This window comes from Rhodococcus sp. P4_C10 (genome assembly GCF_056402135.1).
This window is the reverse complement of the sequence record NZ_JBFUHZ010000001.1, coordinates 1-22,026: the sequence shown is the minus strand read 5'-3', so window position 1 is coordinate 22,026 and position 22,026 is coordinate 1. Positions and strand designations below refer to the sequence as shown.

Below are 22,026 nucleotides of genomic sequence, written 5' to 3'. Positions count from 1 at the left end.
ACCGGGCACCGTCCGCGCCCACGGCGTCGGTCGTCATTCGCTCCGCTCGTTCGCCGTGCGACGTACCAGCCGCACCAGGTCACCGGCCGGCCCCTCGAGCTGACGCGGCGGCTTCCACACCGCCCGCAGGACCCGGTCGAGGTCCAGGCCGGCCACCTCGATGACCCGCAGTTCGCCCGACCTCACCTGCTCACTGACCGCGAGCGTGCTGAGGACCGCGGGACCGACACCGGCGAGCACGCTGGTCCGGATGGCCGCCGCGCTGCCCAGTTCGAGCAGCGGCGCGGCCCGGGTGTAGTCCTGCAGGGCCAGGTCGAGGGTTGTTCTCGTACCGGACCCGGGCTCACGAACCACCAGGGGCGTCGTCGCCAACTCGGCGATCGTGAGGGGCTTGCGTCGGCGCGCCCACAGGTGGTTGGGGTGCACGACCACCACCAGCCGGTCCCGCGCCACGGTGAGGCTGTGCAACGTGCGGGGGACGGTAGGCGACTCGACGAACCCGACGTCGCACGTCCCGTCGAGGACACCCTCGATCACCTGGGTCGAGTTGCGGACCTGCAGGTGGATGGTGACATCGGGGTTCAGGCTCCGGAACTGTCCCAGCCAGCCCGGTATCAGGTGTTCGGCCACCGTGTTGCTCGCGCTGACCGTCAACTCCGCGGCGCGTTCGGTGCGCAACCCCTCGGCCACGTCGAGCAGCTGCAGCGCGTCCGCGAGCACCTTTCGCGCCCAGTGCGCGATGACCGTCCCTTGCGGCGTCAGAGTGGAACCGGTCGGCTTGCGCTGCACCAGCGACATCTCGAACTGTCGCTCGAGCTGCTTGATCGCCCGGCTGGCGTTCGGCTGCGCCATGCCGGCGACCCTGCTTGCGGCACTGAGACTTCCGTGGTCGTCGATGCCGACGAGCAGCTCGAGGACGGTGATCTCGGGCCATCTTCGGGTCATGCATTCAGGCTATACCCGGCGGCCAATGCATATCAATACGATATTGAGCGTTAGTAAACTTCCATCTACCGCAACGTGCCGACGTAGCGGACCCTTGAACTATGCCCAGCAATTTGAGCGACTCCGAGACCGAGCAACGGCCAGCTGTCCCCGCCACCTCGGCCCCGCCGGCCCCGGCAGGAAAGGCCGACCTGCTCCCGGGACTGGCGCTCTGCGTCGTCGGCGCTCTGCTGGCAATGGGAATCGGACGGCTCCTGCCCACCGTGAGCCCCCTGCTCATCGCCATCGTCGGCGGTGCGGTGATGGCCAACCTCGTCAAGCTGCCCGCGCGACTTCGCCCGGGACTGACCTTCTCCTCCAAGCGACTGCTGCGCGTCGGCATCGCCCTGCTCGGGCTGCAGCTGATGTTCAGTGACATCCTCGGGCTCGGCTGGGGCGTGATCGCGGTGGTCGTGGCGATCGTCGTTCTCGGCATCGCCGGCACCATGTACGCCGGCAAGCTCCTCGGGCTGTCCTGGACGCAGCGGGTGCTCATCGCCTGTGGGTTCTCGATCTGCGGTGCGGCCGCCGTCGCCGCCGCCGACGGCGTGGTGAACGCGAAGGAAGAGGAGCTGCTCACCGCGGTCGCGCTCGTCGTCATCTTCGGCACCCTGATGATTCCGACCGTTCCGCTCCTGGCGAGCCTGTTCGGGTTGAGCAACCTCGACGCCGGCATGTGGGCCGGCGGCTCGATCCACGAGGTCGCCCAGGTGGTTGCCGCCGGCACCGCAATCGGCGGCGGCGCGCTGGCCGTGGCCACGGTCGTCAAGCTCGCCCGCGTGCTGATGCTGGCCCCCGTCATGGCGTACCTGAGCCTGCACACCCGGCGCACCTCCGGAGCCTCGTCCACGGACGTGAAGCGCCCGCCGCTGGTTCCGCTGTTCACGGTGGCCTTCCTCGGCTGCGTGGCACTGCGCTCGACCGGCCTGCTCCCCGACGCCTTCCTCGACGTGGCCAAGCTCGTGCAGACGGCGCTCCTGACGGCCGCGATGTTCGCGCTGGGCTCGAGCGTGCACGTGAGCGTCATCCGTGGCGTCGGTCCACGTTCCCGGGCGGCCCTCGCTGTCGGACGAGCTACGAGCCGTCCTGGCCGAACGCAGCGCCAACTCAGCTGGCGCTGGATGCCCCGGCAAGCAGACCGAGGACCGAAGGTCCGAGAGAGCCGATCTCGAGCGGCATCCCCCAACGCCTCGTTCCCCTGCGCCCCGACAAAGCCCGAGGCCTCGAAAGTGAGGCCGCTGTCCAGCCTGGCGCCCACGGGAGCCAGCAACGGCACTCGGTACGTCACGGACAGCGCCACCGTCGAACCCGCAGATCCTCCGGCCGAACCGCGAACTCGTTCGCGTCATGAGGACGTTCTCGACAGAGATGCTTCCGGCGATGCAACACATTCCGACGAAATGCGGGACGATACTCGAAACCCACTGCGACAGAGCCGAACTGCGTTAGACGCAACGAGGGCCGCACGGGAAGACTCCCGGGCGGCCCTCGGTGCCGGACGTGCTGCTAGCTGGCGCTCTTGAGAGCGCTCCCGATGATGCTGCCGATGAAGCCGGCCGGATCGGTGATGACGGACGAGCCCGCGGAGCCGGATCCGCCCTCGGTGTCGGCGGAGCCGAAGCCGAGATCGGCGGAGCCCGAGGTGGCGCCCTCGACGATGTTCTTGCCGCGGATCTTGACGGTGGCCATGTCGTCACACACCTGAGTGGTCTCGAAGAGCGAGACATCGAACTTCGACCCGAAGGCGTGCTCGGCTCCCACCTTGGCATCCTTGGGGGCCAGGTACGTGGCCTCGAAGGTCACGGTCTTGTTGCCGGTCGGGGAGAGCAGGTAGCCGGCGTCGGACACGGTGATGGTGTTCGCGGAGGCCTGCACGGACGGCTCCACGTCCTTGGTCTTCTGCCCCGACAACAGGGTCCAGGCATCGACCGTCGCGGTGCCCCGGACGTAGGAGAACCCCGCGGGATGAACATCCACGAGCTTGTTCAGGAAACGCTCCGGATGCCCGGTCACCGAGAACACCGTGCGCACCCGCACCTCCCCACCCGGTGCCACCTCGCCGTCGTTGAGCACCTTCTTCGACACCGTCAGGTTGTTCGTGTCGCACGAGCCCTCCCGAGCGGCGGCCGCGGTACCGGCGCCCAGGGACATACCGCTTGCAACCAGGGCGGTTGCGGCGACGACGGACGCGGTACGACGCATCGAGAAACGAGACATGCAGATCTCCATTCGGGTGACACAGGGGAAGCCCGGGAGTTCCCGGGCGGCCCTCGCCGAAACGCTGACGAACTAGCTGGCGCTCTTGAGCGCACTGCCGATCACGTCGCCGAGGAACCCGGCCGGGTCCTCGATGATCGCGGAGCCCGCCGAGCCGCTGGCGCCGTCGGACGAGCCCAGGCCGAGCGCGGCGGATCCGCTGCCCACACCCTCAACCAGGTTGGCATTGCGCACGGTCGCGAAGACGCCCATCGGGTCGAAGCTCTGGCTCGACGCGAAGAACTGGACGTCGAAGGCCAGTCCGCTGTCGAACGCCTCGCCGACCTTGGCGTCGGACGGCGCCAGGTACGTCGCCTCGAAGGTGAGGGTCTTGGCGTCGATGGACGAGACGAGCCAGCCGGTCGGGCTGGAAACGCGGATGTAGTTCTCCTCGACGTTCACCTCCGGCGTGACGGGAACCGTCTTCTGACCGCCGATCAGGTGCCACGCGTTGATCGAGGCACTGCCCTCCACGTACTCGAATCCCGCGGGGTGGATGTCCTTGATCTTGGTGATCGCGCGATCCAGGCCACTCGGGACCGTGAAGGTGGTCCGGTAGGTCACCTTCTGGCCCGGGGCGACCTTGCCGTCGCCGACGACCTGCTTCGTCACCGAGATGTTGGCAGCGGTCTTGGTGGCCGAGTGCGGCTTCTGCGTGGCAGGGGATTCGGGGGCATCGGACGAGCCGGCGCTGCCGAAGTCGGACGAGCCCGCGGCCGAGGCAGTGCCCACGGCGAGTCCGCCCGCGAGCAGGGCGGTGGCGGCGACAACGGATGCGACGCGGCGCATCGAGTTACGGGACATGCAGATCCTCCAGAGTGTGGAACCGGTGCACGACGGTGTCTTTTGGGCAAATCCGCAGGCCTGACCCCGATTTCAACCCTCGTCGCGCCTCGTGTCCTTTATAGGACAAGCGTCCAGTTGAATGTCCGGTTCCAGAGAACGGCAATTGTGTCGCTCGTCACCACCCACTGGAGGTAACCGAAAGGTTGCAACAACTTCCGAACGCGCTTAACATGGCGCCCATGAAGCGCATTCTCGTAGTTCACCGCCGTAGCGGGGTCTGATTCGGACCGACCCCTCGCTGCGGGTCGTTGAGCTACGCGTTGGTCCTCCCTTCTCCACCAGGAAGACCACGAAAATGAACACTCACCGCGCTTTCACCACTCACACCGGCAACACTCATTCCGGCAACGCCGCACCGGCCGACCCGTTCGCCCAGCAATTCGGCTCCCCGATGCCCCGCGAAATGCGCACCGAGGCCGAGGGCATGAGCTGGCAGACCTTCCTGAAGACCTTCTCGCCGTCCAGCGGTCCCGTCCGCTTCGGCCGCTGGTCGACCCTGAGCCTCGGCGCCGGTCGCAGCGAGTTCAAGGCCACCCTCGGTCTGGGCGACGCCATCCACCAGGCCACCGCAATCGCCTGCGGTCCCGTCTCCGCGCTCACCTCGATGCTGCACGAGGCGGGATTCCAGCTCGAGATCCTGGACTTCCACCAGCAGGGCCTGGCGGACGGCCGCACCGCGACCTTCCTGCTGTGCGAGCACGCCGGGCGCCGGCACTGGGCATTCGGGATCGGCGACAACGCCACCGATTCCTCGGTCCAGGCGATGATCGCGGGCGCCAACCTGCTGCACGGCTGAAACCGGGTGGGCTCAGGGCATCTCGACGGTCTGCGCCCGCTCGATCTCCGCGACCGCGCGGCGCAGGTAGCCGGACGCCGGAGCCTGCGCCACGCCGAGCAGGTCCGCCAGCACCAGCAGCGCGTGCCGGACCAACCCGAACCGGTCCGAGGCGCCGAACTCCTCGTCCGGGTCCGACAGCCCGAGCGAACCGGTCAGGACGGCCACCAGCAGTGGGACCTGCAGATCGGGCACCCAGACGGCCGCCGCGCGCGCGCAGCGTTCGAGGACGGCCTGGACGGCCTCCCCGGTGAGGCCGTCCGGGTGCAGGTCCTCGAGAAGTTCACGGACCATCGCGGAGTGCACCGCCCGCACCTGCTCTAGGTCGACGGCGCGCAGGCGCTCGCTCGCCTCGACGAATACCCCGAGGTCGGCGGCACGCGCCGCGGTCACCGCGTCGTCGGTGGCGGACGCGATGTCGCGGACCGCGCGCGGCCAGTCGGCGGGCCACATCGGTCGATCTCCTCCTTGCCTGGGCGCGCCGAAACTCGTTTCAGTTCACGATAATTCGGCCCGCATCAGAAATACGTTGTAGTCGGACCAGGTCGACAACATGAAGTACAGTTCGCCGTCCGTGGACCAGGGGTGGATGAATCCACCGTACAACTCCGGGTACCTGTCCACTCCGACCAGCGGCGTCGACTCCGACCACGACCCCTGCGGCGCCGCGGACTCCCGCAACGTGATCGAGGTCTTCGCGGTGTCGAGGTACGTCATCTGCCAACGGTCCCGGCCCGCGTCGTACCGGACCGACAGTTCGCCCGCCGGGCCGCTCAGGATCGGGGTGGCCGAGGCCGCACCACCGACCGCGGTCCAGGTCCCGGAACTCCAGTACTGGTACGCCGACTTGTTCAGCACCTGGTCCTCCGGCACCCGCGCGAGTCCGATCTCGCCGAGCCTGGTGTTGGGGGTGCCGAACATGTACACGTAGCCACCCTGCGGCACCATCGCGGTCACCTGGAACCGGGCCAGCCCGAAAATGTTGTCCCACTGGGCATACGGATCCTTGGTCCAGGTCTGACCGCCGTCGTCGGAATAGGCGATGCCGCCGTGGTTGGTGAACATCGTGCCCGGGATGCTGTTCCAGGTGCGGATCGACATGTAGCTCAGGTACTGCCGGGAGCCGAGCGCGAATCCCGATGTGGGGATCGTGGTGATCTCCACGTTGTCGAGCTTGCGACTGCCCAGGATCTCCGCAGCGTGGCACCGGCTGTCCTGCACCATCTCGTCGAAACTCATTCCGTTCGAGAGGTTTCGGTCGGTGCTGAAGGCAAGGACATTGCTGCGCCAGTCCTGGCCCTGCCCGCCCGGCGGGTGGAAGTCGCGGCCGACGGTGTCCCCGAAGGCCACCGCGATCTTGCCCGGCTCGCTCTCCCACATGATGCCGAGGTCGGTGCCGTCGACCTGCCAGCGCTTGTCGGTGCGGTTGACCGAACTCGCGCCGGTCTCCTTGGCGACCATCGTGACCGCACCCACCCGGGGTGCGGCGAGCGGTGGTGCGAGCGGCGCGTTCTCGATGACCGGGTGGGCAGGCACCGGCGGGTCCGGCAATGGGCCGTTGCCCGAACCCTGAACGGGAATGCCGAAGTTGAACGGGGTGAAGTTGGCACTGATCTGCGGCAGGCCGAGCGTGCTGGACAACCCGGTCGCGGGCGGCAGTGGCACGTTCGTCAGGTCGGGGCAGGGGTCGGCACACGGGTCCGCCGGCAGCGGCGGGGCGTCGATCCGTACGGTCGGCGTCTCCGGCGCCGGGAACGGCACCTCGATGATCCGTGGATAGGGGATCGGCACCGCGAGCCGCTCCGGTATCAACGACGCGTGGGTGGCGGGCGGATCGGTCGAGCACGGACCGCTGCCCGGCAGCCCGTCGATGGTGCGATCCGGACCCCCTGGTTCTGCCGAGGCGGCCTGGCCCCCGACGACACCGACGCCCGAGGCCAGGACCAGAACTGCGGCCACTGCGAAAATCCTGCGCATAGAACCTCCTTGGGTGTCAGGATGCACCATCGGGGGCCCGCAACCGCGGAAGACGATCGACGTTTCTCGGTCGCGCCCCTAAGCTGGCTGGCCGAACGCGAAACGAGGTGTGAGGCAGTGCCCGGACAGTTCCTGCGTCCCGTCGGCCCCTTCGAGTCGGGTCCGCCCAGCCACGCACTGACAGTGGACATGCCCGAACTGGAGCGATTCGGCCTCGCCCAGCTGTGGCGGGCGCTCGTGGTCGCCGCCGTCATCGCAGCCTGCGTGCTGTTCGCACTCGGGACGAAGCCCTTCACCCGCCGCGGGATGAGCTGGGCCGACGCCGCAGCCGAGGGCGTCGTCGACGCCTTCGAGGCGCTGGGCCCCACATTCGTCAAGCTCGGCCAGCTGATGGCGTCGTCGCCGGGCGTTTTTCCGGCACCGCTCGCGAACGCCTGCCTGCGCTGCCTCGACGACGTGCCGCCGGTCTCCGCCCGGGCCGCGAGGTCTGTGATCGAGTCGGACCTCGGCCGTCCCGTCGAGGCCCTGTTCACCGAGTTCGACGACACCCCGCTCGCGGCGGCGTCGGTGGCCCAGGTGCACGCCTGCGTGCTGCCCGACGGCCGGCAGGCGGTGATCAAGGTGCAACGACCGGGCATCTACCACCGGATGCTGGTGGACCTGCGGACCGCGTACTGGGGCGCCCGGCTGCTGGAGCGGCTCAGCGAGTTCTTCCGCATCGCAAACGCCACCGCCATCGTCCGGGACCTGCACCGCGCCACCATGACCGAGCTGAACAGCGCGGTCGAGGCGGACCGGCAGACCCGCTTCCGGACGGCCCTGTGGTCGTTCGGTGACAACCATGGGGTGACCGCGCCGGAGGTGTACTGGGAGTACTGCGGCCCGCACGTGATCTGCATGGAACGCATGCACGGCACGCCGCTCGACCGGATCGACCCCGGCGAACGCCCCGACAGCCAGATGCTGATCCGGCGGGGCGTCAAGGCCTGGATCGAGGCGATCACCGTGCACGGCCCGTTCCACGGCGACGTGCATGCGGGCAACCTGTGGGTCCTCGACGACGGTCGCATCGCGATGCTGGACTTCGGCATCGTGGGCGAGCTGCCCGAGTCGTGGCGGGGCGTCCTGAAGGACATGTTCTACGCGACGCTGCTCGACGGCGACTTCTCCCGGGTCGCCCGCGGACTGCGCGGCCTCGGCTTCACCACCGACCTCGAGGCCAGCGACGAGGAGATCGGCCGGCAGGTGGGGGCGGTGCTGGCGCCGGTGTTCGCGAACGACCTCGGCGAACTCAAGCTCAGCTCACTGATCATGGCGCTGGTGCAGATCGGCAAGCTGTGGGGCGTCGCGAGCCCGGAGGAGCTGGTGCTGTTCGGCAAGCAGCTCGGCTACTTCGAGCGGTACGCGACCCGGCTGGCGCCGGGCTGGGTGATGGGACGCGACCTGTACCTGTTCCGGAACGTCTTCCCGGAGGCCGTGCAGGCCCGGACCGCCGCTCTCGGGATCACGCTGCCGGAGGACTGAGAAGTCGCCCGACGGGGCGCACACTGGTCTGGTGACGGTCTCCCTCCGGCGACGCCTGGCGCCGCTCCCCCGCGCGGCGTGGCGGTACGTTCGGCGCGCGCCCGGCACCTTCGTCTGGCTGGGCATCCTGCTGGCCACCTCGATCGTCGTCCACCGACTCTCGCCCGGCGCCGAACGCCACGTCCTCGGCAGCCGCTCGACCAACCTGCACCACCTGCAGGAGGATCCGCTGCGGGTGCTGGTCACCAGCGCATTCTGGCTCGCAGGTGGGGGCTGGCCGCTCTACTTCGTCGTCTACAACCTCTTCCACGTGCCCGCCGAGCGCTGGCTGGGCACGCTGCGCTGGCTTGCCGTGGTGGTGATCGCGCACGTCGGCGCCACCTACCTCAGCGAAGGCGTCCTCTACTGGGCGATCCAGCACGGTCACGCCCCGGAATCCGCCGCCTTCACCCTCGACGTCGGCGTCAGCTACGGGCTGGCCGGCGTCGTCGCCGTGTTGACCTACCGGATCGCGAAGCCGTGGCGGTACCTTTACCTGGCGGGTGTGCTGGTCTTCTTCGGTGTGCCGCTGCTGAGTTCGCCCAACTTCACCGACGTCGGGCACTTCACCGCGGTCCTGATCGGTCTCGCCTGCCAGCCGCTCGTGCGGGGACGGCCTGGGGTGTGGGACCCGGTCGCAGCCGCCAGGTCCCTGCGACGCCGAGCGAACCGGCCGACCTCGGCTGCCGTGCGTCAGTCGACGGACAGTTCGGCCACCGAATAGGGCGGCAGCTCGAGCAGGCCCGATCGCTCACCTCCGCACCAACCGATCTCGTCCTCCGGAGCCGGACCAGTCGCGCCCGCGTCGGTGTCAGCGCGCCGCGTCGAGCAGTACGCGGGCAGCATCGCGGGCCTGCCGGGCGGGCAGGGGCGAGCCGGCGATCGCCGCGGTCGCCATCGCGCCGTTCGCGAGGATCGCAAGCTGATCGGCCAGCGGCGCCGGCAGGCCCGCGTCGGCGACCAGTTCGCGCAGGCACCCGAGCAACGAGGCCTTGTTCGCCTTGGCGATGTCGGCGACGGCCTGATTTCCGCCGCCCAGTTCACCGAATGTGTTGATGAACGTGCAGCCGCGGAAGTCCTCCTGCCGAAACCACCCGTCGAGATAGTCGAACACGCCCAAGACTCGTTCACGGGGGTCGTCAAACGGCTCGAGGAAGCGGGCGATCTCCTCCCGCACGACGAGGTCGCGCCTGCGCAGCACCGCCTCGACCAGCCGGTCCTTGGCCGGATACAGCCGGTAGAGGCGCTTGAGGGAGACCCCGGACCTCGTGCGGATCTCGTCCATCCCGACGGCTTGCACGCCGCGCTCGTTGAACAGTGCCTCGGCTGCGTCGAGCAGCCGGGTGTCAGCGGTATCCGGATCCATCTCTCACCTCGGCACTTGCGCGGAGAACCATCGTTCTCTACTCTACACGTCATGGTGGAGAACGCTCGTTCTCCCAGAGAGAGTCAGGAGCCACCATGTCCAGCTTCGACACCCGCCACCGCACCACGACCATCGACGGACTCGAGGTCTTCTACCGGAAGTCCGGCCACCCGGACAACCCGACCCTCGTTCTCCTGCACGGGTTTCCGAGCAGCTCACACATGTTCCGGAACCTGATCGCCGAACTCGCGGACGAGTTCCACGTGATCGCGCCCGACCACATCGGCTTCGGGCGCTCCGCGATGCCCGCGGTCGACGAGTTCGACTACAGCTTCGACCGCCTCGCCGAGATCACCGAGCAGCTGCTCGACCGGCTCGGCGTCGACCGCTTCGCGCTCTACATCCAGGACTACGGTGCGCCGATCGGGCTGCGGATCGCCGCCAAGCACCCGGAACGCGTCACCGCGCTGATCACTCAGAGCGGCAATGCCTACCGGGAGGGATTCACCCCGTTCTGGGACGTACTGTTCGCGCACGCGCAGAACCGCACGGAGCACGAGCCCGCGGTCCGCGAACTCCTCGAGCTCGACGCGACGCGATGGCAGTACACCCACGGCGTCCCCGCCGACCGGCTGGACCGGATCGCGCCCGAGACCTGGCTGACGGACCAGGCAGGCCTGGACCGGCCGGGCAACAAGGAGATTCAGCTCCAGTTGTTCTGGGACTACCAGTTCAACCTCGACGGGTACCCCGCCTTCCAGGAGTACTTCCGGACCCACCGGCCGCCAACACTGGTCGCCTGGGGCCGCGGCGACGAGATCTTCGGCCCCGCGGGCGCCGAGGCGTTCGCGACCGATCTCCCCGACGCAGAGATCCACCTGCTGGACGCCGGCCACTTCGCGCTGGAGACCCACGGACAGGAGATCGCCGACCTGATCAGGGACTTCCTCCGTCGAAACCCCTGATCCCACAAGGCCTGCCAGAAGGAGCCTCATGTCCGTCCTCACCAGTGCCTCCGCCGCGATCGCCCGCCGGGGCACCACCGCCTCTGCCCTCAGCGCGGCCGCGGCGGCGCTGATCATCATCGCGTCCCTGGCCACGGCCGAACACCTGCTCGGCCTCGCGGTCTTCGCGCTGCCGTTCGTGGCGTCGGCCGCCCTGATCGCGCTCGCCCCCGCAGGACCGCCCGCGAGACCGGGGGCGATCCTGCGGGCCTACCCTGCCGCCGCGGCGACTGCGCTCCCGATCACCGCGATCCTCGGACCGTCGGAGACCGCAGTGGCCGCCTCGGTTGTCGCGACGGTCGCGGTCTTGGCCGTCCTGCGTGCACCACACATCCCCGCGGCGTTGGGCGCCGGCGGCATCGGGCTCACCGACCCGGGGCTCGGCTACCTTCCGCACACCTTGCTACCCGCGATGGCAATCGTGCTGGTGGCCGCCGCGGCAGCGGGGCGGATCGTGCCCGGCTTCGCGTACCCGCTGCGCGGATGACACTGGCCGGTTGGAAGTGCAGCCATGGCGGGCGGTCGCGACGCAGCTCGACCGCCCGCGACCGGCGTCAACGGCCCACCGCGAGCGCCGCCGCCTCAATCTGCTCCTCGGAGACCAGCACCAGGCGTGCGGCGTCGCCCAGGGGGACGAAGCTGTCCTCGCTCGTGACCCGCGCGATCCGGCCGTCGAAGCCGCGGTCGACGAGTGCTGCGACGACCCCCTCCGAGACTCCGCCCGACCGCCGCGTCTCGTCGACCACCAGGACCCGCCCGGTCGCGCGCGCCTCCCGGAGCAGGTCCGCCACCGGCAACGGAGCGAGCCAGCGCAAATCGAACACTCGCGCGTCGAGGCCCCGCTTACGCAGCCGCTCGGCGACCCGCAGGCTCATCCACAGCCCGTTCCCGAAGGTCACGATGGTCAGATCCGGTCCGTCCCCGTAGGTGCGGCCGCTCGCAACCGGGACGTGTGTGGCTGCCCAGCGGTCCGGCCCCGCGTACGGAGCCAGCCAGCCGTCGTCCCCGGGCTCGTGCAGGTCCCGCTCGTGGTACAGCGCGATCGGTTCCAGGAAAACACACACCGCGCCTTCGGTTTTCGTGGCGGCGACACAGGTGCGGAGCATCGCGGCGGCGTCCTCGGGTCGGGCGGGAGAGGCCAGCACCAGGCCCGGGATGTCACGCAGCACCGCGACCGCGTCGTCGTTGTGGAAGTGCCCCCCGAAGCCCTTCTGGTAGCCGTAGCCGGCGACCCGCACCACCATCGGGTTGCGGTAGCTGCCGGACGAGAAGAATCCCAATGTCGCGGCCTCGCCACGGATCTGGTCCTCCGCATTGTGCAGATAGGCGAGGTACTGGATCTCTGGGATGGGCAGCAGCCCGGAGACGCCCGCACCGAGCGCGAGTCCGAGCACTGTCTGCTCGTCGAGCGGGGTGTCGAAGACCCGAGCCGCTCCCACCCGGGTCGCGAGCCCGCGGGTGACGCCGTAGACCCCACCCTTGCGGGCAACGTCCTCACCGAAAACCATCGCCTCGGGGTGGGCGGCGAGAACGTCGAGCAGGGCACGGTTGATCGACTGCGCCAGGGTGAGACGACCGGCCCTCTCCGGCAGCGCACCGTCGAAAACCTCTGTTCGAGAACGTGTCCCGGCCGACATGTCGACCGCGTCGGCCACCGACCCGGGGTCCGGCCCGCCCAGCGGCGACATCACACCGGCCGTCGTCGTCAGCCGGGGGAGAAGGGCGACCTCGCGGGCGAGCGCGAGCACGTCGTCACGCTTGCGCCGGTACCGGGCGAGCACCTCGTCCGGCGTCAGGGCGCCCGACTCGACGAGCAGCCGGGCGGTGCCGAGCAGCGGGTCCAGGCGCTGTTCGGCGACGATCACCGCGGGAGATCGGTAGGCCGATTCCACGTCCGAGCCCGCGTGCCCCATCAGCCGGACTGTGCGCAGGTGCAGGAACGCCGGGCGCCGGTGCTCGCGCACCCAGCGCGCGGCGCGCGTTGCCGCGTCGACGGCGGCGGCGAGGTCGCAGCCGTCCGCGGCGAAGTACTCGAGCCCCACCCGCGCCGAGTACGCGGACTCGATCCAGCCCCGGGGGGTGGGCACGCTGACGCCGATGCCGTTGTCCTCGCAGACCAACAGCAATGGCAGCGGCAGCCCCTCGTACGCACCCAACGCCGCCGCGTTGATCGCACCGACCGCCGTCGAGTGATTGGCGGAGGCATCCCCGAAGCTGCACACGGCCACCGCGTCCGCGGGCCAGAGCGAATCGACACCCAGCCTGCGGGCCCGCCCGATCGCGAATGCGACGCCCACCGCGCGCGGCAGGTGTGACGCGATCGTGGAGGTCTGCGGGATCACCGCGAGGTCGTGGCGCCCGAACACCTTGTGCCGCCCACCGGAAATCGGATCGGCGGCTGCCGCGACCACCCCCAGCAGCACGTCCCGCAGCGGATCGCCACCGCCGACCTGGCGCGCGCGTTCGAGGAAGAACCCGCCGGACCGGTAGTGCAACAACGCCGGGTCCGTCGGACGAAGCGCGCCCGCCACGGCCGCGTTGCCCTCGTGACCCGACGAACCGATCGTGTAGAAGCCCGCGCCACCGGCCCGCAGCACGCGAGCAGCCAGATCGAGGTGTCTGCTGCCGAGCTGGGCGTCGAAGAGCTCCAGGCAGCGGGCCACGGTGAGCGCCGAACCCTCGCGCACGGGTGCCGTCGGGGCGGGCGAGCGACCAGGGGTCGGGCTCACCATCGCCCCGACGGTCTCGACGAACCGCTCGTCGATCGATTCGGCCATGCGAACCGTCCTGCCCTCGTGGGGTTTACGCGCAGTTCGAGCCTAGGCGGCCGACGGCCGGTGCGTGCGCCGTAGCCCTGTCGGGGTCAGCCGCACGCACCGACGGCGCCGCAGCGGTCAGCCGACGGCGGCGGGGTCCATCCACATGACCTCCCAGACGTGCCCGTCCAGGTCCCGGAACGCGCGGCCGTACATGAAGCCCTGGTCCTGCGCCTCCATCCAGGCCGAGCCACCGGCACCGATGGCGGTGTCGACGAGCGAGTCGACCTCCTCGCGGCTGTCCGCGGAGATGCACAGCAGGGCCTCACGGGCCTTCGAGGTGTCGCAGATGTCGTCGGCGATGAAGTCGCGGAACCGCGACTCCTGCAGCAGCATGACGGTGGTCAGGTCGTTGATCACCATCGAGGCGCAGTTCTCGTCGCTGAAGGTCTCGTTGAACCCGAAACCGATTCCGTCGAAGAACTTCCGGGTCGCGTCGATGTTCTTCACCGGCATGTTCACGAAAAGCATTCGGGACATTGTGGGGCTCCTTCGTATGGGGTCCGACGGTTCACATCCTCATCCGTGAGGACGTTCGCAGGTACAGACCCCCGCCGCAACGCGAACTCATCGGTCCGCTGGTCAGTGGACTCCCGGCCAACGAGAGCACCGCCCCGGACCCGGTGGCCGACTGGTTCACTTCCTCCTCGACAGAGCCGACGCCGCACCGGGGTCGGCTCGCGGCGGACGAACAGGTGGAGAGACTTCAGATGGGCAAGCTGGACGGAAAGATCGCGCTGATCACCGGGGCAGGGCAGGGCGTCGGCCAGGGCATCGCGTTCGCGCTGGCCAAGGAGGGTGCGGCAATCGCAGTGGTCGGGCGCACCGAGCCGAAGCTGATCGAGACGTGCGAGAGCATCCGCGGGTTCGGCGCGCGAGCCGAGCCGATCGTCGCCGACATCGCCGATGCCGGCCAGATCACCGCGGCCGTCGACGCGGCCGTCGCGCTGTTCGGCGGCATCGACATCCTGGTCAACAACGCCAGCCTCAACCCGCTCGGCCCCGTCCTCGACCTCGACCCCGACGCGCTCGCGGCCGGGCTGAACTCGGGACCGGTCGCGACGCTGCGGACCATGCAGGCCTGCTACCCGCACATGAAGGCTCGCGGGGGCGGCGCGGTGGTCAACATGGTCAGCGCGGTCGCGGTGCGCTGGGACGCGAGCACCTACGGCGGCTACGCAGCGGTCAAGGAGGGGGTGCGCGCCCTGACCCGCGCCGCGGCCTGCGAGTGGGGGGTGGACGGCATCCGGGTCAACGCGGTCGCCCCTCACGCGCAGACGCCCGCACTGCAACGGTGGGCCGACGCCCGCCCCGACGAGGCGGCGGCGTTCGTCGCCAGCATCCCCATGCGCCGGATCGGCGACGCCGAGACCGACATCGGCCAGGCCGTCGCGTTCCTGGTCGGCCCGGACGCCGGCTACCTCACCGGCGCGACCATCCCGCTGGACGGCGGGCAGTCCCGCTGGGGCTGACGTCCCTCCGTCCGGCTCAGCCTCGCTGGAGCCGGGCCTGCAGGTGGTGGGTCATCGGTGTCTCGGCATGCGACATCCACATGTCATAGGTGAGGACGTCGCCGACCACCTCCAGGCGGCGCCGGATCCCGTGCACGGGCTTGGCGTCCGGCGACGCGCTCAGGGTCAGCTGCGTCAGCTCCAGCACCCCGTCGCGCACCTCGCCGCGGTGCAGCTCGACGAACCCGGTGGGCTGGCTGACCAGCAACTCGACGGCCTCGCCCGCCGCGCGGCGCAGGTAGCCGTTCTCGGTGTGCATCGGACGCTCGCGGCCCGGCGACCAGGTCCGCGAGCGGTACCCGAGGAACGGTTTGCCGGGTGTCGCGGTGAACTCGATCTCCTCCACGTAGGAGAAGTCGTCGATGGTCGGGTAGTGCCCGTCCCCGCCACCGACCCAGTGCCCGGCAAACGGTGCCAGCGAACCGAGCGGGTCCGGGGGCGTTGGGCGGTCCTCGGCGTCGGTCATTTCAAGTCCCTCCGGTGCCCGGGTTTCGCGATTGTGCGGTCCGCGACCACGGTAGTGGACTGCGTCGCGTGCAGTCGCCGGGATCTCGCCCGCTAGCCTGTCCCGGTGACTCCTCTACACGACGAAACCGAATCCGGGGCGAAAATGGCAAGAATTCGTAGCTCGGCGTTTCTCGAGAAGACCACGACCGCTGCCGAGGCCGTCCGGCACATTCACGCCGGCGACACCGTCGCCATCAGCGGTTTCGCCAGCGCAGGCACTCCCAAGGTGATCATCCCGGCGCTCGCCGAGCGGATTCACCACGCCCGCGGGGCCGGCGAGAACTTCACCATCAACCTGCTCACCGGGGCGTCGGTCTCCACGGAGACCGAACGCACGCTCGCGGAGATCGACGGCATCGCGCTCCGCATGCCCTACCAGTCCGAGGCCACCGCCCGCCGCAAGATCAACGAGGGCCGGATGGACTACGTCGACATCCATCTCTCGCACGTGGCCCAGCAGGTGTGGGAGGGCTACTACGGCACCGTGGACGTCGCAGTCGTCGAGGTGGCCGGCGTGACCGAGGCCGGCGAGCTGATCCCGTCCGCCTCCGTCGGCAACAACAAGACCTGGCTCGACGTCGCCAAGAAGGTGATCCTCGAGGTCAACTCCTGGGTGCCAGACGCCATGACCGGCATCCACGACATCTACTACGGCACCGCGCTGCCGCCGAACCGGACCCCGCTGGAGATCACCAGCGCCGCGGACCGGATCGGCCAGACCACATTCCGGGTGGACCCGGACAAGGTGGTCGCGGTGGTGGAGACCAACTGCCCCGACAGCGCCAGCCCGCTCACCGAACCGGACGCGGTGAGCATCGCGATCGCCGGGCACGTACTCGAATTCTTCGACCACGAGGTGAAGGCCGGGCGTCTGCCCGCCGACTCGCTGCTGCCGCTGCAGGCGGGAATCGGCAACGTCGCCAACGCGGTGCTCGGTGGACTCGACCGGGGTGGCTACCGCGATCTGACCTGCTACTCCGAGGTCATCCAGGACTCCATGCTGCGGCTGATCAAGGACGGCGCCGTCGCGCACGCGTCGGCCACGTCGCTGGCCCTGTCGGAGAAGGGCCTCGAGGAGTTCACCTCGAATGTCGACTTCTACCGCAACCACATCACGCTGCGGCCGCAGGAGATCAGCAACCACCCCGAGGTGGTCCGGCGACTCGGCATCATCGCGATGAACGGGATGCTCGAGGCCGACATCTACGGCAACGTGAACTCGACGCACGTGATGGGCACCAAGATCATGAACGGCATCGGCGGGTCCGGGGACTTCACCCGCAACGGCTACGTGTCGATGTTCCTGAGCCCGTCGACCGCACGCGGCGGCGTGATCTCCTCGATCGTCCCGATGGTCCCGCACGTCGACCACACCGAGCACGACACCCAGGTCATCGTCACCGAGCAGGGTCTGGCGGACCTGCGCGGCCTGTCCCCGCGGCGCCGGGCGCGCGCCGTCATCGACAACTGCGCGCACCCGGAGTTCCGGCCGCTTCTGCACGACTACCTGGCCCGCGCCGACGCGCAGCCCGGCGCGGGACACACCCCGCACCTGCTCGGCGAGGCGTTCTCGTTCCACCAGCGGTACCTGGCGACGGGGTCCATGCAGCGCTGACGCGGTCAGGCGTGCAGCTTCGCCAACGGTGACGGGAAGCGCGGCAGCACCCGGACGCCCGCGAGCCAGGCGGACAGCCGCTCGGCCTCCTCGTCCAGGGCCCGGCGCGCCTCGGAGCCGACGTCGTCGAGGAGGTGGACCACCACCTGTCCGTCCTCGTCCTGCCACCAGCCGCCGACGATCCGGCCGTCCCACCACGCGGTCGGGCCGGCGTTGCCGGCGGTGTCGAACAGCAGATCCCGGTGCGGTCCCAGGTACCACTGCCGGTCCCGCCAGCCCATCGTGGTGGGGTCCAGCGCGGGCAGCAGGGCCGCCCACGGCGCGACCGGCGCCACCGGCTCCTGGTCGTCGGCGAGCAGGTAGCCGGTCTGACCGTCCAGGTCGACGGTGACGACGTCCAGCACGGAGAGCGCCTTCCGGACGATGGTCGCCGTCGACCCGAGCCACCACTTGATGTCGGCCTCGGTGCCGGGACCGAAGGCACGCAGCCAGGCCGCGACCAGCCAGGTAGCACCGTCGGCGGCCGACCGACGTTCAATCGGTGCGCCGAGCCAGGATTCGGCTGTCGCCCACCGGTTCCGCGACAACCGCCAGTGCCCGTCGTTGGTGGCACGCACGATCCGACCCTCCGCCGACAGGACGGTCAGCACCCGCGGGCCTACCGACACCTGCCCGCCCCAGCTGCGGCCCTCGCCGTAGGTCATCGACCCGCGCAGCAGCGGAATCTCCTCGCGCAGTTCGGCGTACGCCGTCGGGTCGACGTCGACGAGGGCGCCGAGCACCGCGTCGCCGGCCGCGTCCAGCCAGGCCGCGCCGTCCGTGAACAGGCCCGCCTTCTCCACCTCGCGGACCAGTCGGCGCCGTTCCGCGTCGGCGACCCGGTCGCTGGCGCCGGCCTGAACGTACGGGATCGACTCGCGCGGGAACACGAACAGCGTGCGGCGCATCGCGAGGTGCTTGACCAGTGTGCGGTCCGCATACAGCGCACGGTCGAGGTCCTCGACCGCCATGCCGCCGACCCGCGCCCGGGCCGACAGGTAGATGGTCGCCGGGTCCGTACCGTGGAGGCAGACAAGGCTTCTCGCCGCCTCCGTGACGTTCTCGGCGCGGGCCTCCGGGGCCAGGCGGTGGCGTTGGGCCAGGCGGGCGCGGCGCTCGGCGTCGGCGATTCGGATCGGCACCCGCCCATTCTGCACCGCGCCGTTCGGCCACGGGGTGCCTGGACCAGACCGGGGGCCCAGCCCAGGCGCCGCCGTGCGGTGAATTGCACCACCCTGCTGCCCCACGACACCCCAGGCTGGATACCCCCATGGGTATCATTGGGTGCACACGACCGAAAGGACCCTCATGTGCCAACCCGCCCCCTGCCCGAACTGCGGAAAGACCACCTGGAAGGGCTGCGGCAACCACGTCGACGACGTCATGCGGCACGTCCCCGCAGCCCGACGCTGCACCTGTGAGCGCCCCACCTCGTCCGGCGGGTTCCTGCGCAGCCTGTTCCGCCGCTGAGCCGCCCCTGCGGATAATCTCCAGTCATGCCCGAGACACACTCCTCACCGACGACGGCTCGGCGGCTCGACCCCGAGGCCCGCCGGGCGCAGATCATCGAGTGCGCGGCAAAGCTTTTCGAGGAGAGGCCGTACTCGGACGTGTCGACCACCGAGATCGCGGCGGCGGCCGGGGTGGGACGCCCACTGGTCAACCACTACTTCGGGAACAAGCGCGAGCTGTACCTCGAGATGGTCCGCCGTTTCGTGTTCGTCCCGGCGATCGCGGTCGAACGAATCCCGAAGTCCGCCACCGTTTTCCAACGGATCGAGGCGGTGATCGACCGATGGCTGGACGTCGCCGAGCGGCACCGGGGCATGCGGATGTCGACGGTGATGTCGGAGGACATGACTCGCGACCCGGAACTCGAGCAGATCCTCCGGGAGGCCGATGACGTGGCCGCGACGCGGATGATGGACGCCATCGGCCTCGAACCCGAGGCACGGCACCGCGAGGCCGTCCGCGCCGTCGTGGTGTCCTACGGCGGCCTGGCCAAGTCGGCCAGCCGGCAGTGGCTCGACGCCGGCACGCTGACCCGCCGCCAGGTCCGTGACCTGTTGGTCCACACCATGTCGACGATCGTCCGAGACGTCCTGCCGCCGATCGACCAGTCCTGATCCCCGCACCGACGTGATCCCGCGCAGTCCCGGTCCGGCGTGGACGTTGCTCGGCATCGAGGGGTGATCCCCAGCAGCGGGGTGAGCTGAGTGGCAATCGGTTTGAGGTTCAAGGATTCCGCGGCCTTCTGCCCGCCGCCCGATCCGGACGCGGTGCACCGGGTGGACTCGGCGATCATCGCCGGCAGCCTCCGAGTCCGGATGCGATCGGGGGTGTGACCTCGTTCTTCGAGCGGCGCGATCCCCAGTTTCCCGGCAAGGTGTCGACCGACGTGCCGGACGCGACTGGGGATAGCGCTCGGCCTCGCAGTTCAGTCGTTGCCGAGCCGCCGGGCGAGACGCTCACGCACCATGGGCCAGTCCTCCGCGGTCACCGAGAACATCACGGTGTCGCGGACGGTGCCGTCCGGACGGCGGAAGTGCCGACGCAAGGTTCCCTCGTACTGGGCGCCGAGCCGGTAAATCGCCTGCTGTGAACGGTGATTACGGGCGTCGGTCTTCAGCTGCACCCGTCCCACGCCGAGGGTCTCGAAGGCGTACCCAAGCAGAAGGAGCTTTGTCTCGGGGTTGACGGCGGTTGCCCACACGGCAGGGGCATAGAGGGTGTAGCCGATCTCCAGGCGCGCGTCATATGTCGCCACGTCGAGGAACGAGGTCATTCCGACGACGGCACCCGCCGGTACGTCGCCCACGGCGTGTCGAGTCCGCACCGTCCACGGCTGCCATTCGGGCTGGGCGCACCGGGCACCCAGGATCTCCTCGAGATCCGCCGGGTCTGCGGGCCGGCCGGGCACGTGCGCCCACACGTCGGCGCGGTCGAGGGCGTGGAAGAGGTCGTGCGCGTCGGCGGCCGGGTCGACCGGAGTCAGGCGCACGGCCTCGCCGACCAGTTCCGTCCCCGCGGGCACCGGCCAGACCATCTGCGGCCACGCGCGGTCGGACGGACGGACGTCCTCGACCGGCTCGAAACGGGCAACCTCCGCGATTTGTTGCGTCATGGCGGACATCTTCTCATTCAGCGCTTCTCTGCGCTCGCACATTCTTCACCAGGCAAAATATCATTGTGATCGAATGTGCGTGCGAGTAGAATTCGATGTATGAAACTCGACGCCATGCTCACCGACCCCGCCCGGGTCGAGGCATGGCGACTCGACGAAACCGAGTTGGCCGCGGCGGTCCCTGAACTGTCGGAGAAGATCCTCGAACTCGAAGCCCTGCGTGTGCGGCTGGTGCACGAGGCCGACCAGCAGTGCCTCTCGAACCACCTCGGTGCCGCCGACACCGCGTCCTGGCTCGCGGATGCCACCCACATGACCGCCGGCCAGGCGGGCAGGATCGTCCGCCTCGGCCGAGAACTACCACTGCGCCCGCGGATGGCCGCCGCACTCGATGCCGGGCGGATCGAACTCGGCCACGTCCAGGTGATCGTCAACTTCCTCGCCAGACTCGAAAGACTCACCGCCGACCGGACTGCCGAGTCGGTGGAGACCGACTGGGACCACCCCGACCCCGAGAGCGGACGCCCCGACGACTGCCAGGCCTACCTGCTCATGTCCGCCCGTCTCGAGAACGTCACCGTCCTGCGCCGACGCGCACGCGCGTTGGAACTGCTCCTGCAACTCGACGGGACCGTCCCACCCGACGGCGAGAACCCCGAACTCAACGAGTTCTTCGCCAGCACAACGCTCGGCGGGCGGGTGCACGTGAAAGGCACCTTCGACGCCGAGTCCGGCGAGGCCCTCCAGACCGCCCTCTCCGGACTGTCGAAGCCGCATCCCAGCACCGACGACGACGGCCACCCGATCCGGGACGACCGTACCGCCGCCAAGCGCCGCGCCGACGCCCTCGAACAGATCATCCGCGGGCACCTCGACAACGCACGCGGCCCGATGGAAGGCGGCGAACGACCCCACGTCACGGTGACGATCGACGTCGATGCCTTGAGACACGCGGTCTCCGCGACGGCGCCGACACCCGCGACCGGAGCGTGGCGAGACAACGACTGGGACTACCACTCCGACAACGCAACCGGAACTGTCAGTGGCCAACACTGCGCCGACGTCAGACCCCCTCGACACTACCGCCGACGCCGGCACGCCACCATGCCCTGGGTCGGCCCGATCTCCGCCGCCATCGCCGCCCGCATCTCCTGCGACGCGACCGTCACGCCGATCTTCGTCGACCGGGGCGGCAACCCACTCGACATCGGCCGAACCACCCGCGTCATCTCCCCGAAACTACGGAAAGCGCTGGTGGCGAGGGACTGCGGCTGCGCGTTCCCCGGCTGCGGCCGACCGGCGGCGTGGACCGACGCCCACCACATCCGGCACTGGAGTGAGGGCGGACCCACCGCCCTGTCCAACCTCGTGCTGCTCTGCAAGAAGCACCACACGATCATCCACAGGAACCACTGGGCAGTGCAGATCGAATCGGACGGGTTCCCGTCGTTCACCCCACCCGCGTGGGTGGACCCGCTGCGAAGACCCCGGCCGGCCCACAACCGGCGCGCGATCCACGAAGTCTGACCAGGCAAGGCCTCAACACTCACCCACAACCAGACCGGTTGCGGCCGAGACACACT

The 22,026-nt window shown here is 69.5% G+C and carries 22 protein-coding genes and 1 pseudogene; 12 read left to right on the top strand and 11 right to left on the bottom strand.

The window, feature by feature from the left end:
* Nucleotides 1-33: 33 nt before the first annotated feature.
* Nucleotides 34-945 carry a LysR family transcriptional regulator gene (locus tag AC1DWC_RS00115; RefSeq protein WP_072846775.1) on the bottom strand — a complete coding sequence of 304 codons (912 nt, stop codon included), beginning with the start codon at nucleotides 943-945 and terminating at the stop codon, nucleotides 34-36.
* Between the two features lie 101 nt (nucleotides 946-1,046).
* Here AC1DWC_RS00115 and AC1DWC_RS00110 point away from each other — a divergent pair.
* Nucleotides 1,047-2,030: pseudogene (locus tag AC1DWC_RS00110) on the top strand (YeiH family protein); the annotation flags it as partial.
* A 460-nt stretch (nucleotides 2,031-2,490) separates the two neighbouring features.
* Here AC1DWC_RS00110 and AC1DWC_RS00105 read toward each other — a convergent pair.
* Both AC1DWC_RS00105 and AC1DWC_RS00100 read right to left on the bottom strand, forming a co-directional pair.
* Nucleotides 2,491-3,201, bottom strand: coding sequence for a hypothetical protein (locus AC1DWC_RS00105; RefSeq protein ID WP_477905043.1), 711 nt, complete (start codon nucleotides 3,199-3,201; stop codon nucleotides 2,491-2,493).
* Between the two features lie 72 nt (nucleotides 3,202-3,273).
* Nucleotides 3,274-4,044 carry a hypothetical protein gene (locus tag AC1DWC_RS00100; protein ID WP_477905041.1) on the bottom strand — a complete coding sequence of 257 codons (771 nt, stop codon included), beginning with the start codon at nucleotides 4,042-4,044 and terminating at the stop codon, nucleotides 3,274-3,276.
* Nucleotides 4,045-4,381: 337 nt separating this feature from the next.
* Here AC1DWC_RS00100 and AC1DWC_RS00095 point away from each other — a divergent pair, with 337 nt between their 5' ends.
* Nucleotides 4,382-4,882 carry an alpha-isopropylmalate synthase regulatory domain-containing protein gene (locus AC1DWC_RS00095; RefSeq protein ID WP_477905039.1) on the top strand — a complete coding sequence of 167 codons (501 nt, stop codon included), beginning with the start codon at nucleotides 4,382-4,384 and terminating at the stop codon, nucleotides 4,880-4,882.
* A gap of 12 nt (nucleotides 4,883-4,894) precedes the next feature.
* Here the strand turns inward: AC1DWC_RS00095 and AC1DWC_RS00090 are convergent, their stop codons facing one another.
* Together AC1DWC_RS00090 and AC1DWC_RS00085 are read right to left on the bottom strand one after the other, a co-directional pair.
* Nucleotides 4,895-5,374, bottom strand: a complete 480-nt coding sequence (locus tag AC1DWC_RS00090) for a hypothetical protein (protein WP_477905037.1) — start codon at nucleotides 5,372-5,374, stop codon at nucleotides 4,895-4,897.
* Between the two features lie 45 nt (nucleotides 5,375-5,419).
* Nucleotides 5,420-6,898, bottom strand: coding sequence for a DUF4185 domain-containing protein (locus AC1DWC_RS00085; protein ID WP_477905034.1), 1,479 nt, complete (start codon nucleotides 6,896-6,898; stop codon nucleotides 5,420-5,422).
* 189 nt (nucleotides 6,899-7,087) lie between these two features.
* Here AC1DWC_RS00085 and AC1DWC_RS00080 point away from each other — a divergent pair, with 189 nt between their 5' ends.
* Both AC1DWC_RS00080 and AC1DWC_RS00075 read left to right on the top strand, forming a co-directional pair.
* A complete protein-coding gene (locus AC1DWC_RS00080; protein WP_477905412.1) occupies nucleotides 7,088-8,422 on the top strand; it encodes an ABC1 kinase family protein in 1,335 nt (444 codons plus the stop codon).
* 31 nt (nucleotides 8,423-8,453) lie between these two features.
* On the top strand, nucleotides 8,454-9,185 hold the full coding sequence (locus tag AC1DWC_RS00075) for a rhomboid-like protein (RefSeq protein WP_477905032.1): 732 nt from the start codon (nucleotides 8,454-8,456) through the stop codon (nucleotides 9,183-9,185).
* Between the two features lie 87 nt (nucleotides 9,186-9,272).
* Here the strand turns inward: AC1DWC_RS00075 and AC1DWC_RS00070 are convergent, their stop codons facing one another.
* Entirely contained in the window at nucleotides 9,273-9,827 is a 555-nt protein-coding gene (locus AC1DWC_RS00070; RefSeq protein WP_477905031.1) for a TetR/AcrR family transcriptional regulator, read from the bottom strand.
* A 95-nt stretch (nucleotides 9,828-9,922) separates the two neighbouring features.
* Here AC1DWC_RS00070 and AC1DWC_RS00065 point away from each other — a divergent pair, with 95 nt between their 5' ends.
* Both AC1DWC_RS00065 and AC1DWC_RS00060 read left to right on the top strand, forming a co-directional pair.
* Nucleotides 9,923-10,792 carry an alpha/beta fold hydrolase gene (locus AC1DWC_RS00065; RefSeq protein ID WP_477905029.1) on the top strand — a complete coding sequence of 290 codons (870 nt, stop codon included), beginning with the start codon at nucleotides 9,923-9,925 and terminating at the stop codon, nucleotides 10,790-10,792.
* Between the two features lie 28 nt (nucleotides 10,793-10,820).
* A complete protein-coding gene (locus AC1DWC_RS00060; RefSeq protein WP_477905027.1) occupies nucleotides 10,821-11,318 on the top strand; it encodes an HPP family protein in 498 nt (165 codons plus the stop codon).
* Nucleotides 11,319-11,385: 67 nt separating this feature from the next.
* Here AC1DWC_RS00060 and AC1DWC_RS00055 read toward each other — a convergent pair whose 3' ends face one another.
* Both AC1DWC_RS00055 and AC1DWC_RS00050 read right to left on the bottom strand, forming a co-directional pair.
* Complete coding sequence (locus AC1DWC_RS00055; RefSeq protein WP_477905025.1) at nucleotides 11,386-13,608, bottom strand: thiamine pyrophosphate-dependent enzyme; 2,223 nt, start codon at nucleotides 13,606-13,608, stop codon at nucleotides 11,386-11,388.
* 117 nt (nucleotides 13,609-13,725) lie between these two features.
* The gene (locus tag AC1DWC_RS00050; protein ID WP_477905023.1) at nucleotides 13,726-14,127 is read right to left on the bottom strand and encodes a VOC family protein; all 402 of its coding nucleotides are present in this window, start codon (nucleotides 14,125-14,127) and stop codon (nucleotides 13,726-13,728) included.
* A 230-nt stretch (nucleotides 14,128-14,357) separates the two neighbouring features.
* Between AC1DWC_RS00050 and AC1DWC_RS00045 the strand changes: the two genes are divergently transcribed.
* Complete coding sequence (locus AC1DWC_RS00045; protein ID WP_477905410.1) at nucleotides 14,358-15,119, top strand: SDR family NAD(P)-dependent oxidoreductase; 762 nt, start codon at nucleotides 14,358-14,360, stop codon at nucleotides 15,117-15,119.
* A gap of 16 nt (nucleotides 15,120-15,135) precedes the next feature.
* Here the strand turns inward: AC1DWC_RS00045 and AC1DWC_RS00040 are convergent, their stop codons facing one another.
* The gene (locus tag AC1DWC_RS00040; protein ID WP_477905021.1) at nucleotides 15,136-15,624 is read right to left on the bottom strand and encodes a heme-binding beta-barrel domain-containing protein; all 489 of its coding nucleotides are present in this window, start codon (nucleotides 15,622-15,624) and stop codon (nucleotides 15,136-15,138) included.
* A gap of 144 nt (nucleotides 15,625-15,768) precedes the next feature.
* Here AC1DWC_RS00040 and AC1DWC_RS00035 point away from each other — a divergent pair, with 144 nt between their 5' ends.
* Nucleotides 15,769-17,280 carry an acetyl-CoA hydrolase/transferase family protein gene (locus AC1DWC_RS00035; protein WP_477905019.1) on the top strand — a complete coding sequence of 504 codons (1,512 nt, stop codon included), beginning with the start codon at nucleotides 15,769-15,771 and terminating at the stop codon, nucleotides 17,278-17,280.
* Nucleotides 17,281-17,285: 5 nt separating this feature from the next.
* Here AC1DWC_RS00035 and AC1DWC_RS00030 read toward each other — a convergent pair whose 3' ends face one another.
* Nucleotides 17,286-18,461 carry a winged helix DNA-binding domain-containing protein gene (locus AC1DWC_RS00030; RefSeq protein ID WP_477905017.1) on the bottom strand — a complete coding sequence of 392 codons (1,176 nt, stop codon included), beginning with the start codon at nucleotides 18,459-18,461 and terminating at the stop codon, nucleotides 17,286-17,288.
* A 166-nt stretch (nucleotides 18,462-18,627) separates the two neighbouring features.
* Between AC1DWC_RS00030 and AC1DWC_RS00025 the strand changes: the two genes are divergently transcribed.
* The 3 genes from AC1DWC_RS00025 to AC1DWC_RS00015 all read left to right on the top strand — a co-directional run bounded on the left by AC1DWC_RS00025 (nucleotide 18,628) and on the right by AC1DWC_RS00015 (nucleotide 19,664).
* Entirely contained in the window at nucleotides 18,628-18,789 is a 162-nt protein-coding gene (locus AC1DWC_RS00025; RefSeq protein ID WP_477905015.1) for a hypothetical protein, read from the top strand.
* A 26-nt stretch (nucleotides 18,790-18,815) separates the two neighbouring features.
* Complete coding sequence (locus AC1DWC_RS00020; protein WP_477905013.1) at nucleotides 18,816-19,445, top strand: TetR/AcrR family transcriptional regulator; 630 nt, start codon at nucleotides 18,816-18,818, stop codon at nucleotides 19,443-19,445.
* A gap of 90 nt (nucleotides 19,446-19,535) precedes the next feature.
* Nucleotides 19,536-19,664 (top strand): hypothetical protein, encoded by a 129-nt coding sequence (locus AC1DWC_RS00015; protein ID WP_477905011.1) that lies wholly within the window; start codon nucleotides 19,536-19,538, stop codon nucleotides 19,662-19,664.
* 92 nt (nucleotides 19,665-19,756) lie between these two features.
* On the opposite strand, the gene AC1DWC_RS00010 is transcribed toward AC1DWC_RS00015, so the two are convergent.
* A complete protein-coding gene (locus AC1DWC_RS00010; protein ID WP_477905009.1) occupies nucleotides 19,757-20,443 on the bottom strand; it encodes a GNAT family N-acetyltransferase in 687 nt (228 codons plus the stop codon).
* A gap of 99 nt (nucleotides 20,444-20,542) precedes the next feature.
* On the opposite strand from AC1DWC_RS00010, the gene AC1DWC_RS00005 reads away from it, so the two are divergent.
* Nucleotides 20,543-21,970, top strand: coding sequence for an HNH endonuclease signature motif containing protein (locus AC1DWC_RS00005; RefSeq protein ID WP_477905008.1), 1,428 nt, complete (start codon nucleotides 20,543-20,545; stop codon nucleotides 21,968-21,970).
* Nucleotides 21,971-22,026: the final 56 nt, after the last annotated feature.

Coding starts and splice junctions, on each gene's coding strand:
- AC1DWC_RS00035 (WP_477905019.1), top strand. CDS start 15,769: ATGGCAAGAATTCGTAGCTCGGCGTTTCTCGAGAAGACCACGACCGCT.
- AC1DWC_RS00085 (WP_477905034.1), bottom strand. CDS start 6,898: ATGCGCAGGATTTTCGCAGTGGCCGCAGTTCTGGTCCTGGCCTCGGGC.
- AC1DWC_RS00090 (WP_477905037.1), bottom strand. CDS start 5,374: ATGTGGCCCGCCGACTGGCCGCGCGCGGTCCGCGACATCGCGTCCGCC.
- AC1DWC_RS00060 (WP_477905027.1), top strand. CDS start 10,821: ATGTCCGTCCTCACCAGTGCCTCCGCCGCGATCGCCCGCCGGGGCACC.
- AC1DWC_RS00065 (WP_477905029.1), top strand. CDS start 9,923: ATGTCCAGCTTCGACACCCGCCACCGCACCACGACCATCGACGGACTC.
- AC1DWC_RS00055 (WP_477905025.1), bottom strand. CDS start 13,608: ATGGCCGAATCGATCGACGAGCGGTTCGTCGAGACCGTCGGGGCGATG.
- AC1DWC_RS00050 (WP_477905023.1), bottom strand. CDS start 14,127: ATGTCCCGAATGCTTTTCGTGAACATGCCGGTGAAGAACATCGACGCG.
- AC1DWC_RS00100 (WP_477905041.1), bottom strand. CDS start 4,044: ATGTCCCGTAACTCGATGCGCCGCGTCGCATCCGTTGTCGCCGCCACC.
- AC1DWC_RS00020 (WP_477905013.1), top strand. CDS start 18,816: ATGCCCGAGACACACTCCTCACCGACGACGGCTCGGCGGCTCGACCCC.
- AC1DWC_RS00025 (WP_477905015.1), top strand. CDS start 18,628: ATGTGCCAACCCGCCCCCTGCCCGAACTGCGGAAAGACCACCTGGAAG.
- AC1DWC_RS00095 (WP_477905039.1), top strand. CDS start 4,382: ATGAACACTCACCGCGCTTTCACCACTCACACCGGCAACACTCATTCC.
- AC1DWC_RS00005 (WP_477905008.1), top strand. CDS start 20,543: ATGAAACTCGACGCCATGCTCACCGACCCCGCCCGGGTCGAGGCATGG.
- AC1DWC_RS00040 (WP_477905021.1), bottom strand. CDS start 15,624: ATGACCGACGCCGAGGACCGCCCAACGCCCCCGGACCCGCTCGGTTCG.
- AC1DWC_RS00010 (WP_477905009.1), bottom strand. CDS start 20,443: ATGACGCAACAAATCGCGGAGGTTGCCCGTTTCGAGCCGGTCGAGGAC.
- AC1DWC_RS00105 (WP_477905043.1), bottom strand. CDS start 3,201: ATGTCTCGTTTCTCGATGCGTCGTACCGCGTCCGTCGTCGCCGCAACC.
- AC1DWC_RS00045 (WP_477905410.1), top strand. CDS start 14,358: ATGGGCAAGCTGGACGGAAAGATCGCGCTGATCACCGGGGCAGGGCAG.
- AC1DWC_RS00080 (WP_477905412.1), top strand. CDS start 7,088: ATGCCCGAACTGGAGCGATTCGGCCTCGCCCAGCTGTGGCGGGCGCTC.
- AC1DWC_RS00115 (WP_072846775.1), bottom strand. CDS start 945: ATGACCCGAAGATGGCCCGAGATCACCGTCCTCGAGCTGCTCGTCGGC.
- AC1DWC_RS00070 (WP_477905031.1), bottom strand. CDS start 9,827: ATGGATCCGGATACCGCTGACACCCGGCTGCTCGACGCAGCCGAGGCA.